The organism is Sphingobium sp. S6 (genome assembly GCF_905120495.1).
Classification (GTDB): Bacteria; Pseudomonadota; Alphaproteobacteria; order Sphingomonadales; family Sphingomonadaceae; genus Sphingobium; species Sphingobium agri.
Genome location: NZ_CAJHOG010000001.1, coordinates 821,866 through 831,537 on the forward strand (window position 1 = coordinate 821,866; position 9,672 = coordinate 831,537).

Annotated in this window: 16 protein-coding genes; 12 read left to right on the forward strand and 4 right to left on the reverse strand. The window is 64.3% G+C overall.

All coding sequences use genetic code 11. From position 1 onward, the window contains the following. Window positions 1–79: 79 nt before the first annotated feature. Window positions 80–511, reverse strand: a complete 432-nt coding sequence (locus tag SPHS8_RS04170) for a helix-turn-helix domain-containing protein (RefSeq protein WP_201514212.1) — start codon at window positions 509–511, stop codon at window positions 80–82. Here SPHS8_RS04170 and SPHS8_RS04175 point away from each other — a divergent pair. The 12 genes from SPHS8_RS04175 to SPHS8_RS20650 all read left to right on the forward strand — a co-directional run bounded on the left by SPHS8_RS04175 (window position 510) and on the right by SPHS8_RS20650 (window position 6,789). After that, on the forward strand, window positions 510–782 hold the full coding sequence (locus tag SPHS8_RS04175; protein ID WP_201514214.1) for a DNA-binding protein: 273 nt from the start codon (window positions 510–512) through the stop codon (window positions 780–782). The genes SPHS8_RS04170 and SPHS8_RS04175 overlap by 2 nt on opposite strands. A gap of 265 nt (window positions 783–1,047) precedes the next feature. Continuing rightward, complete coding sequence (locus SPHS8_RS04180) at window positions 1,048–1,506, forward strand: hypothetical protein (protein WP_201514216.1); 459 nt, start codon at window positions 1,048–1,050, stop codon at window positions 1,504–1,506. Window positions 1,507–1,615: 109 nt separating this feature from the next. Next, window positions 1,616–2,011, forward strand: a complete 396-nt coding sequence (locus tag SPHS8_RS04185) for a helix-turn-helix domain-containing protein (protein WP_236574954.1) — start codon at window positions 1,616–1,618, stop codon at window positions 2,009–2,011. Continuing rightward, window positions 2,001–2,210: a hypothetical protein gene (locus SPHS8_RS04190; RefSeq protein WP_201514219.1), complete on the forward strand. Its 210-nt coding sequence runs from the start codon at window positions 2,001–2,003 to the stop codon at window positions 2,208–2,210. Before SPHS8_RS04185 ends, SPHS8_RS04190 begins: the two co-directional genes overlap by 11 nt. Further along, the gene (locus SPHS8_RS04195) at window positions 2,207–2,491 is read left to right on the forward strand and encodes a hypothetical protein (protein ID WP_201514221.1); all 285 of its coding nucleotides are present in this window, start codon (window positions 2,207–2,209) and stop codon (window positions 2,489–2,491) included. The genes SPHS8_RS04190 and SPHS8_RS04195 overlap by 4 nt, the downstream gene beginning before the upstream one ends. A 115-nt stretch (window positions 2,492–2,606) precedes the next feature. After that, a complete protein-coding gene (locus tag SPHS8_RS20335; protein ID WP_236574955.1) occupies window positions 2,607–2,819 on the forward strand; it encodes a hypothetical protein in 213 nt (70 codons plus the stop codon). Further along, on the forward strand, window positions 2,819–3,214 hold the full coding sequence (locus tag SPHS8_RS04205) for a hypothetical protein (RefSeq protein ID WP_201514225.1): 396 nt from the start codon (window positions 2,819–2,821) through the stop codon (window positions 3,212–3,214). The genes SPHS8_RS20335 and SPHS8_RS04205 overlap by 1 nt, the downstream gene beginning before the upstream one ends. Further along, on the forward strand, window positions 3,208–3,378 hold the full coding sequence (locus SPHS8_RS04210) for a hypothetical protein (RefSeq protein WP_201514226.1): 171 nt from the start codon (window positions 3,208–3,210) through the stop codon (window positions 3,376–3,378). Before SPHS8_RS04205 ends, SPHS8_RS04210 begins: the two co-directional genes overlap by 7 nt. Continuing rightward, window positions 3,371–3,634 (forward strand): hypothetical protein, encoded by a 264-nt coding sequence (locus tag SPHS8_RS04215; RefSeq protein WP_201514227.1) that lies wholly within the window; start codon window positions 3,371–3,373, stop codon window positions 3,632–3,634. The genes SPHS8_RS04210 and SPHS8_RS04215 overlap by 8 nt, the downstream gene beginning before the upstream one ends. Before the next feature lie 260 nt (window positions 3,635–3,894). After that, window positions 3,895–5,994, forward strand: a complete 2,100-nt coding sequence (locus SPHS8_RS04220; RefSeq protein WP_201514228.1) for a ParB/RepB/Spo0J family partition protein — start codon at window positions 3,895–3,897, stop codon at window positions 5,992–5,994. Continuing rightward, a complete protein-coding gene (locus tag SPHS8_RS04225) occupies window positions 5,994–6,311 on the forward strand; it encodes a hypothetical protein (protein ID WP_201514230.1) in 318 nt (105 codons plus the stop codon). The genes SPHS8_RS04220 and SPHS8_RS04225 overlap by 1 nt, the downstream gene beginning before the upstream one ends. A 259-nt stretch (window positions 6,312–6,570) precedes the next feature. Continuing rightward, entirely contained in the window at window positions 6,571–6,789 is a 219-nt protein-coding gene (locus SPHS8_RS20650) for a helix-turn-helix transcriptional regulator (protein ID WP_201514231.1), read from the forward strand. 287 nt (window positions 6,790–7,076) lie between these two features. On the opposite strand, the gene SPHS8_RS04235 is transcribed toward SPHS8_RS20650, so the two are convergent. Genes SPHS8_RS04235 through SPHS8_RS04245 form a run of 3 tightly spaced genes read right to left on the reverse strand, consistent with a single transcriptional unit; the run spans window position 7,077 to window position 9,643 of the window. Beyond that, the gene (locus tag SPHS8_RS04235; RefSeq protein WP_201514235.1) at window positions 7,077–8,378 is read right to left on the reverse strand and encodes an SPOR domain-containing protein; all 1,302 of its coding nucleotides are present in this window, start codon (window positions 8,376–8,378) and stop codon (window positions 7,077–7,079) included. Window positions 8,379–8,388: 10 nt separating this feature from the next. Continuing rightward, window positions 8,389–8,907, reverse strand: coding sequence for a hypothetical protein (locus SPHS8_RS04240; RefSeq protein WP_201514238.1), 519 nt, complete (start codon window positions 8,905–8,907; stop codon window positions 8,389–8,391). A 13-nt stretch (window positions 8,908–8,920) separates the two neighbouring features. Beyond that, the gene (locus SPHS8_RS04245; RefSeq protein WP_097092796.1) at window positions 8,921–9,643 is read right to left on the reverse strand and encodes a ParA family protein; all 723 of its coding nucleotides are present in this window, start codon (window positions 9,641–9,643) and stop codon (window positions 8,921–8,923) included. Window positions 9,644–9,672: the final 29 nt, after the last annotated feature.

The following is a 9,672-nucleotide window of genomic DNA, read 5'->3' on the forward strand; positions in this document are numbered from 1 at the left end:
CCCCCCTGTATTCGCTCTCTGCCCTTAACAGCAGCGCCCTCCCCGCCCGTATGTGTGCGTGTTGGTCAGCACGTGCCCCTCACACGTAAGAACGGTACTGTCCTGGCGGAAAAGGCGGACGTTCAGCGATGGTCTCGATCAACCGAACGACTGAGGCACGCGCTTCCGGCGTCATCCGCGCTAAGAGCGCAGCGACCGAGGCAATGTCAGGCGGAAGTGATTCGGCGGAACGCTCACCTGTGAGCACAAAAGAGATGTCCACTCCGGCCTCCGCCAACTGCGCAAAATAAGCTGCACTCGGCTCGGTTTCGCCTTTTTCGTAACGACTCTGTGTTTGCAAGCCTACGCCCCCCAACGCACCAAAATCAGCCTGATTAAGGCCGCGCGCCTTCCGTTCGCTTCTGAGCCGCTTCGTCATTTCCTCAAGGTTGAACAATTTGCGCTTGACCTTTGCACACTTCTGTTGAATTTTTGCACCGTAATTCCACAGTTCAGGTGCATCGCACATCATGACCGAGTCTCCAACAGGCTCCGCAACGCGGAGCGATAGCGGGCGCGGGTTCTCCGCGGAGGCTGTCGCGCAGGCCAAAGCGCGTCTCATCGCGCAGGGGACAACCTATGCAGAATGGGCGGACCAGCACGGCTTCAGCCGCAGGCTCGTCTACGAAATCCTCGCTGGCCGCAGGGCCTGCCGCCGGGGAATTTCTCATCGCGTCGCCGTAGCCTTGGGCCTGAAAAATCCCCCGATTTCGATCGAGAAGCTGCACGGGGTACGCGGATGATCGGGGCACTCTTCGCCGCTATTGGTCCTGCGGCCGCTCGTCGCGCCCAATCAGCCTATAGTTTTGGGGACAACCAAACCCCGACCCCTGGCTCCCATTGCCATCTGCACAAAGGGGTCTTCACTGCCACCGTCAGCCCTTCCCTAGTCAGGCTGGCGGTGGCCCTTCTATTCGGGCGCGCCGGCCGCTCGGGATCTGCCGCTGCCTGGCCGGGCGCGAGGTCCAACTCATCCCTTTGGGTCGCACCGGGGAAGGGAGCCGGCAAATGACAAAGCGCCGCGCCCCACTCTCGATCGACACCGCCCTTGCGCGCATCGCTGGTCAGCTTGCTGGTGGCTGGGCCGAAATGGCGGAGGTCGCCGGTTATGCCGAGCGCACCGTCCGCGCGTGGGGCGATGTCGATCGAGAGGAGCAGATCAACCTGCCCTCGGCAATCAAGCTCGACGTGGCCTTCCAAGCCGCTGGCGGCATCGGCGCGCCGATCTACGAAGCCTATGGCGACATGGTCGAAGAAGCACATGCCAAGGCCTTTGGCGATCGCCAGGAGCTGCAGCGCGCCACGATCGAGTTCATGCGCGAAAATAACGAGGCCGAGCTGGCCTTGCTCGAGGCATCCCAGCCCGACGCCGGTCCCATCGAGGAGGCGAAGGCGCAGAAGGAATTGCTCGATGTCCGTACCAAGGCGGACGAGCTGCTGCTCCGCATGGGGCGCAAGCCTCCATGAGGGGCCGGTCATCCCCCGACCCTGATTTCTTGACCCGCTCTTGATCCACCCGCCCGCCCGTTGGCGCCGATGCGCTTCCGGGAAGGCTTTTGTGCTGCCCGGAAACCTGATGATGATGAGCCCCGGCACATATCTCACCAAACGCCGCCAGGCCGCTGGCCTGTCGGTTGACGACGTTGCTGCATTGGTGAGCACGTCGCCTCGCCTGGGCGAGGTCGATCGACGCGCATGGATCGAACGCATCGAAAAGGACATCGCGGCGATCAGCCCCGATGTTGCCGCCACGCTGGCGGATGTATTCCCGATTTCCCGCCTGGTGCTGCAGCAGCTGATCGACCTGCGCAGCTACGGCGTCTGCTCTCAGCCTGCACCGCGCCTTTGCGTCACTTGCGGCTGCTCCGATCGCGACCCCTGCATCGACCCCGCCAGCCATGATGGCTGCGCCTGGGCGTCAGAGGATCTCTGCACCTCCTGCACAGGAAAGGACTCGCCCCATGCGGCATGAAGTCATCCCTACCAAACTTCACCCGCTCGACTGTCGGTGCCATCTGCACCGTACTTCGTTGGGTCACCGCTTTGCCCGCGCCGCTGATCCGGGCGACATTGACGCTATTCGCAAAGGCCTCATCGCAGGCACTTGGGCCGCCGGGGTACTGGCTGGTGCGAAATATGCGCCCACCGTCATCGATTGGCTCTGCTCATGACGCCGCTGCAGCTGACCGAGCAGGACAAAGCGTCGATCGCCTATGTCGCCGACACGCTCGGCATGGCTTTCATCACCTCAGGCAATGCCGTCCTGACGCCGATCTGTTCCAATCCGGCAATCAGCCCGATCGCGCTGTCGCTTGGCCTCATCCAGGCGCACACGAACGGCCTCGCCTCTGCTCTTGCGCAGCTCGACGATCCACCCCGCAACCGGCTCATAGCGGGCGTCCCTGCCCAGCTCGAACGCATCATCGCGGGGACGGTCGATGTCCGTGGGTGAGCTGACTTATCGCTTCGGCAACGGCGAATTCGCGAACCGATCGGAGCCATCCGCTCCTTTCGCAGGCCCCATCCTGATTGACGATTTTGGCAACGGCTACTTCCCACATGCCTTCATGCCAGGAACCGCGACGGCGCTGCCTATTTGCCGTGGCTTGGCCAAAGGCTGGGCGCCAGCACCAGAGGTCGGCGGCGTTCTGCTTGCGATTTTCGCGGGCAACCCGGACGAGCCGACTGACGAGGCGGTCGCCACGCTCCTGTCCCGCGACGGGTTGCGCGCCCTGATCGCCGATCTCCAGTCCATCGACCAGCAGCTGGGCAAGGATTGATGGGCGGGCGTCGCATCCTCTCTGACGAGCAGCTGGCTGAGATGGCCGAGCTGCGCGAGCGCGGTTGGGGCCTCGGCCGCATAGCCGAGCACTTCACGAAGGCGGGAACGCCCATCAGTAAATCGTCCATCAACTGGCAGTGCATGCGCGTTGGCGCCGACGCCCCTCCCCACTTGCGTGGGCATCAGCGCGCGCCGCGCGAGATCTACTGGCGCAACGGCACGCCCTGCCGCCCCTGGACCGAGGCCGACGATCGCCAGCTGCTCGAGCTCGAAATGACCGGCATCAGCGTCATGGAAATCACCCGCCGCCTCGGCCGCTCCAACAGCAGCGTGCGCGGTCGTCTCCTCACTCTCTCACGCCACGATGCGCGCCGGGAGGAGGCAACATGCTGAAGCGCGAGCGCGGCACCGCCCCCTACACGGCCGACGAACTGCGCGCGATGTTTGCCCAAGGCGACAGCGTCGCCAGCATCCATGCGCGCGCGTACCGCATCGACCGCTCGGTCACGAAGGCTCAGGTCCGCGCCATCCTGTTCCAGGAGGCCGCCCATGGCTGATGCGATCGCTTATCGCCCGTCGAACGGCTCAGAAGGCGCCGACTTCATGGCGCGCTGGTGTAGCCGCTGCACGCACGATGATGGTGGCCGCTGCTGGATCGCTCTCGACACGATGATCTACCAGGTCACAGACCCGGAATATCCGGCAGAGTGGCGCACCGATCACATTCACGGCCCGCGCTGCACGGCTTTCGATGCGACGGACGCCTACGAGCAGCCCTTCGATCCCGGCGCGGCGATCGGGCTTCTGCTGTGAGCCGCGTCGGCCGCAACTTCCCGGCAATCGCCAGCCCTTGCAGCTGCGCCGAATGCCATCGCCTCGATCGTGAATTTCCGAATGAGGGCCGCCAGCTCGCGCTGGTCGCGTCCGAACCCTTCGCCAGTCTGCCGGCATCCCCCCTTAATATCGTCCGGCAGACGAAGCGGCCCCGCGCCGGTGCCATGCCCTGTGCCGGCGCGGGGAAAGCCCCTTCCCAAAACCTCCCTGCCAAGGAGTCGAGATCCAGGAGAAGCTCCATGTCCGTTACCACGATGACGATCGGCGATCTATGCGTGTCGCCTTACAACTGCCGCACCAATGAGCACGACGCCAACGCCGTGGTTGGTATGGCGGAATCGCTGCTGAAACGCGGCCAGCTTTATCCGCTGGTGGTTCACCCCATGCCGAGCAGCAAGGGGAAGAAGCGGCAGTACGGCGCGCTTGCTGGTGGACGCCGCCTGCGCGCCTTCACCATGCTTGTGACCGAAGGCAAGTTGCCCGCCGACCATTCGATTGACGTCATCGTGCGCGACATCACCGATGAAGGCGAACTTCGCGAACTGAGCCTAGCGGAGAACCTCGTCCGCGTCGATCTGCGGCCGTACGAAGTCTATGCCGCCGTGGCGCGCGCCCACACGAAGGGGCGCTCGCTTCAGGAGATCGCCGAAACGAACGGCCAGACGATCGAGACGGTGCGGGGCTGGGCGCGGCTCGGAGGCTTGCACCCGACGATCTTCGCCGCGCTCGAGGCCGGACAGATCAGCCAGGAACAGGCGCGCGCCTTTGGCGCGACGGAGCATCAGGATCTTCAGCTGAAGGTGTTTGAGCAGCTGTCATCGACGACGAGCAGCTCGCCGACGATGATCCGCAAGCTCCTGAAGGTCGGCGACAGCGAATTGACCAAGCTGCTCCGCTTCGTGGGCGAGAAAGCCTATGCCGATGCGGGCGGCCGATACGAGCTCGATCTGTTCGCCGACCAGGCCGACGAGCGCGGTCGGGTTGAGGACGAGGCTCTGCTGATGCAGCTGGCCGAAGCGAAACTGGAAAAGACCCGCACACTGCTGCGCAACCAGGTCGCCAATCACACACCCGGTCGGGTGCTGCGCTTCGAGGCGCGCCCGCCACGCGACGCGGAGTTCGGCGGATCCGCACGCAGCCTGGAAATCAGCGTCGAGCCCGCCGTCGTCTCGGCCGAGGATGCCGAGCGCGCAGACTACATCCAGAACGAAATCCGCGAGCTGGTCAGCCGGGCCGAGCATCTGCTGGCAGATGAGACGCTCGATCAGGCCGCGAAGGCCGACGGCATCGCCGCGCTCGATTGCGTGTTCGAGCCGCTCGAGGCCGAAGAAGCGGCGATCGACTTGCGCCGTTCGCTCGCGCTACCAGCCGGCGACATTTTCGCCACCTTGGAGATCGAGCAGGACGGCTCGCTCGAGCAGCGCTTCTGGTGGGCAAGCCGTAAAGCGAAGCGCGAGGCGGAGAAACCGGCCGTGCCCGCCAAGCCGGTGTCAGCCGGTCCGATCGCGAAGCCGGAGGCGAATGCAGCCGCCCGCGCACTGATGCCGAAGCCTGGGCCAGGTGGCCTGGCTCTGGACAATAGCTATGGCTACGGCGAGCGACAAAAGGCCGACGCCGCGATCAAGGATCAGTACGGCCTCACGGCCGACGGTGTCCAGGTCATGCGCACGCTACGCCGGGAGGTGCTGCGCTGCGGCCTCCTCGATGACGCGGAACAGGGTGGCACCTTTGGGCGGGACTATGCCGTTTGGTGCCTGCTGCGGTTCGAACTCACAGATGGCTACGGCTTTCAGCTGGGGGCCCGGCGTCTGGCCGGCGGCTATGATGCTCAAGTAGGGCCGTTGGCCGAGCCGTATGTAAAGCGCTCGATCGCCGGCATGCGTTGGGAGAAGGAGCGCACCCAGCTGCGCGACCACACCAGCATGATCCTCAAGGATCTGCCGGTCGCCTTCACCGCCTTCCACAACGAGACATCCGTGTGGAAGGACAAGGCCGCTGCTTTCCTCGCCGGGCTCATGCTCGAGCGCAGCCTCAATGCGCCCGGCTACCAAGTGCCGCTGCACGATCTCCTCGCCGCCGGCGTCCAGCTGCGGGACGCGGATCTCCGCACCTATGCTGAGCCCACTGAAGAGCTGATCGACCTGCTGCCGAAAGCGCAGCGCTTGGCGCTGGCCGAGCCACATGTCGACGAGATGGCGTTCGGCACCTGGAGCAAGCTGAAGGCCAGCGAACTGACGGCTCCGGTCACCCGTGCCCTGCGCAAGGCGAAGCATTGGGTCCACCCGCTGATGCGGTTCGAGCCCCGCCAGAAAACACCGGCAAAAGAAGAGGTTGCTTGATGAGCTTGGGCAATTTTCTCGCCGCGATCATCCTCTCGGCGCTCGCGCGATCTGACGAGGATTGGAAACACGGTGATCTGGCCGTCTGCGTAAAAGCGGACGGCTCTATGCCAGATAGCATCTCGCCGAAGGAAGGCGACTATCTGCGCGTCACCAATGTCTGCGGCGGTGGCCTGTTCCTGCACTTCGAGGGCAAGCCCGGCGATCGTCACTGGCTGGCGGCTCACTTCCGCAAAGTGAAGCCAGACGCTGATCCCGCTGCCGACGAGGAATGGGTCGAACAGATCAAGCGCATGCGGCCGAAGGTGCACGCCTGATGCCTTGCGACGTCGTCAACTTGCCGTCGGGCGGCAGAGCGATCGTCTGCTCTTCAAGCCGGCGCGCGCGCTGTTCATGTGGCCAGCGCGCTCCGTTCCTCTGCGATTGGAAGGTGCCGGGTAAGAAGAGCGGAACGTGCGACGCGCCGATCTGCGGAGGCTGCGCCAGCTCTCCAGCTCCCGAGAAGCATCTGTGCGTCTCGCACCAGGTCGAGTTTGAGCGGTGGAAAGCAGAACGAGCACCGAGGGGGGCAATTCAGTGACCCGAGCCGATACCATTACGCCTACGCGCGATACCTATCTGCGGCTGCCCGACGTGATCGCGGCCACCGGCCTGAGCCGGCCGACAATCTACCGGCGAATCAGATCCGGGGAATTCCCGCCGAACTATTCGCTTGGGGGGCACAGCGTCGCCTGGAAGCGGTCCGAAATTGAAGACTGGATCGATAGCCGACCGCAAAGAAGTGCCCCCAGCTGACATGAAGATTGGGGGCACTAGCGGGGGCACCAACTCTCCCACGACTTCACAGAAACGCAGCAATTACAGGTCGCAAACGATGTCGAATAAGTCCTACTCGGGGAGCCACTTTCGCCTACTAGGGCGGCTCCGGAAATCAGCAACAATCTAGGGTGTACGCGCTCTGAGCTTGCGCCTTCATCGCGCTTGATCCGGCTGCTTCAGTCTACCGCTGCCAGCAGAGCCGGTGATACAAAAAACCTCGCCCCCTAGGGGAGGCGAGGTGATCCGATCAGAAAGGTGTTTGTTCAGCGCGAAGCGAACTGGCGTGGCTTGGATGCGAGCGCCCAACGCTGCGGTGCTGCGCCGGGCGCCTTTTCCCGCACGAAACATTGACCCCGGCGAGTGCGGATGGCGCGGCAGAGTGCGTCCGCCTCCACGCGATCATCGAAGCCGCTGACGGCAAGGCGAGCATAGCTGACGCCATTGACGGTAATCTGGCTGGTCAGCACCGGCAAAGCGGAGATCGCGCTGTTGCGGCGCGCCATCTCATACCATTTTTCCTTCGCGATCGCGGTATTTGCATAAGCACCGAGTTGGACCACCCACGCGCTGTTGCCCTTTCCGTCGAAACGGACCGACTGACGAACCGCCTGCGCCGCGCGAATGGGTGTAGAGAGGCTGGCCGAGGCGCTCTTCTCCCCTAGTCGTGACGCTTTATTGACCGGCGCGGGAGCCGCATAAGGCGTGAAATCAACCGGCTGTCGGACGGCTTCCGCTTGGGCCATTTCGGTAGCGGTAGCCTGCTCGGCAACGGGAGCGGCAGGCATTTCCGGCGAAGCTGCCTCAGCTATTTGAGCAGGCGCAGCCTCGGGCGCGAGAGCCAGAGCGACGGGCTGGCCGGCATCATTGCCGTCGAAAGTGACGCCCATCAGGCCAGCGATCCGTTGCTGTGCGAAGTCAGGAGCCGCCGTCTGCGCCCACTGGGCGATGCGCTGATTGGCGGCGAGCGGATCGAGATCGAGGCCCGCCATGACGCGCGCATCTTTCCAACGGCCCGCCAGCGCATAGGCATAGGCGAGGTTCTGGCGTGTCCGCGCTGTCGCCGACGGATCATGAATGGCTTCAGACAGGATGCGGACGCCTTCTCCCGGATCCCCCGCCATCGCCATGGCGAGACCATAGTCACTGGCAGGTACGACGTCCGCGTTTGTCGCGAGCAGTTCGCGAGCCGCGTCATTCTTGCCCAACGCCACCTTGACCAATGCCAGGCTGATGATGGTGCGCGGGTCCCGGTTGCCGAGCGTCATTGCGTCGCTGAGGGCAGCTTCCGCCGAGACGAAGCGGCCGCTCGCGATATAGGCTCGGCCAAGCAATTGCCGATAGTTCGCATCCTGGGGAGCAGCCTGGACCGCTAGTTCGGCCGCTGCGACAGCGCGCGCCCCGTCCCGGCCGGCGAGCGCTTTTTCGATCGCAGCGGTGGCGCGAACCGGATCCTGCTTAGGCGCGGCAATAGCGGAGGGACGGAACGCTGCCCCCGTGCAGCCGACCATGGTTGTTCCGACGATCAGCGACGAAAGTGCCGCCTTGGAGAGAGCGCTGCGCTTCATGGCTGATCCTTTACTTCGCTTCGTCGCGCGGCAACTGCTGCGCGAGCTTGTCGATTTCGGGCAAAGCGGCGAGAAAATTGTCCAAAGCCTCGGTCACCATCTGCTGGGCGGAACGGCCGACGACCGCGCTTGCAAGGCGAAGCTTCAGATGACGGTCCGCGTCCAGACGGAGGGTGAAGGCGGCTTTGCGGCCTTTTGCGACTGCGCGCTTGGCAGGAGCGATCGTCTTGACCGCTGCTTCCATGCGCTCCGCCAGTTCTTCCCGTTCGACCATCACCGTGGGCACCGGCGCTGCGGCGGGCGGCTGCGTCATCGGGGTCAAGCCGACTACGGCGCGAGGCTCGGCAGGAACAGGCTCGGGCTCGGTAACGTCGAAGCCCATGTCATTCCAGCCAAGATCGTCCTGCAACAGCGCCGCTGTCGCCTGTTGGCCGAAGCCCATGACGGGGCGGCGCATGGCAGGCTGGGCAGCGCCCTTCCGGGCGAGCAGTCCGGAAGTCAGCGAAGCGAGAGGCTTGGGTTCGGCCATTGTCATCCCTCCCTTACTGGCCCACGACGCGGCGGCCGAAGCCACCCGTCGCCGGACGAACTGCGCCGCTGGTGCCCGCGGTCCCATTGGGGACCGAGAAGACCGTTCGGCGGAAATTCTTTTCAAGGCGATCGGAGACATAGCTCCACAATTGCGTGACTTCGCCAGCCGATCGACCGTTTGGATCGACCTCCATGACTGTACGGCCGTCGATCATCGATGCGGCAAAGTCCGTGCGATGGTGCAGCGTCACGGGCGCGACGGTGCCATGCTGGGAAAGCGCAACGGCGGCTTCCGACGTGATGCGCGCCTTGGGCGTGGCAGCGTTGACAACGAAAATCAGGGGCTTGCCCGCCCGATCGCACAGGTCGACCGTGGCACCGACGGCGCGGAGGTCATGAGGACTGGGACGGGTCGGCACCACGATCAGTTCGGCGACGGAAATGACGCTCTGGATCGCCATGGTAATGGCGGGAGGCGTGTCGATGACGGCAAGCTTGAAACCCTGCTGCCGCAGGATTTCAAGATCGGCCGCGAGACGGGCGACCGTCGTCTGAGCAAATGCAGGAAACTCGGCTTCGCGCTCGTTCCACCAGTCGGCCAGCGAACCCTGGGGATCGATGTCGATAAGAACCACCGGACCAGCGCCGGCCCTCTGCGCCTGTACAGCCAGATGACCAGACAAGGTGGTCTTCCCCGATCCGCCCTTTTGCGATGCCAATGCGAGTATGCGCACGCGCGTTTCCCCCAGAAAATCCAATTGCG

What these genes read in the sequence shown, in the direction of transcription:
- SPHS8_RS04175 (WP_201514214.1), top strand. Translation starts at nt 510, where the DNA reads ATGACCGAGTCTCCAACAGGCTCCGCAACGCGGAGCGATAGCGGGCGC.
- SPHS8_RS04170 (WP_201514212.1), bottom strand. Translation starts at nt 511, where the DNA reads ATGATGTGCGATGCACCTGAACTGTGGAATTACGGTGCAAAAATTCAA.
- SPHS8_RS04205 (WP_201514225.1), top strand. Translation starts at nt 2,819, where the DNA reads ATGGGCGGGCGTCGCATCCTCTCTGACGAGCAGCTGGCTGAGATGGCC.
- SPHS8_RS04185 (WP_236574954.1), top strand. Translation starts at nt 1,616, where the DNA reads ATGATGATGAGCCCCGGCACATATCTCACCAAACGCCGCCAGGCCGCT.
- SPHS8_RS04220 (WP_201514228.1), top strand. Translation starts at nt 3,895, where the DNA reads ATGTCCGTTACCACGATGACGATCGGCGATCTATGCGTGTCGCCTTAC.
- SPHS8_RS04190 (WP_201514219.1), top strand. Translation starts at nt 2,001, where the DNA reads ATGCGGCATGAAGTCATCCCTACCAAACTTCACCCGCTCGACTGTCGG.
- SPHS8_RS04235 (WP_201514235.1), bottom strand. Translation starts at nt 8,378, where the DNA reads ATGAAGCGCAGCGCTCTCTCCAAGGCGGCACTTTCGTCGCTGATCGTC.
- SPHS8_RS04195 (WP_201514221.1), top strand. Translation starts at nt 2,207, where the DNA reads ATGACGCCGCTGCAGCTGACCGAGCAGGACAAAGCGTCGATCGCCTAT.
- SPHS8_RS04225 (WP_201514230.1), top strand. Translation starts at nt 5,994, where the DNA reads ATGAGCTTGGGCAATTTTCTCGCCGCGATCATCCTCTCGGCGCTCGCG.
- SPHS8_RS04180 (WP_201514216.1), top strand. Translation starts at nt 1,048, where the DNA reads ATGACAAAGCGCCGCGCCCCACTCTCGATCGACACCGCCCTTGCGCGC.
- SPHS8_RS20335 (WP_236574955.1), top strand. Translation starts at nt 2,607, where the DNA reads ATGCCAGGAACCGCGACGGCGCTGCCTATTTGCCGTGGCTTGGCCAAA.
- SPHS8_RS04215 (WP_201514227.1), top strand. Translation starts at nt 3,371, where the DNA reads ATGGCTGATGCGATCGCTTATCGCCCGTCGAACGGCTCAGAAGGCGCC.
- SPHS8_RS04210 (WP_201514226.1), top strand. Translation starts at nt 3,208, where the DNA reads ATGCTGAAGCGCGAGCGCGGCACCGCCCCCTACACGGCCGACGAACTG.
- SPHS8_RS04240 (WP_201514238.1), bottom strand. Translation starts at nt 8,907, where the DNA reads ATGGCCGAACCCAAGCCTCTCGCTTCGCTGACTTCCGGACTGCTCGCC.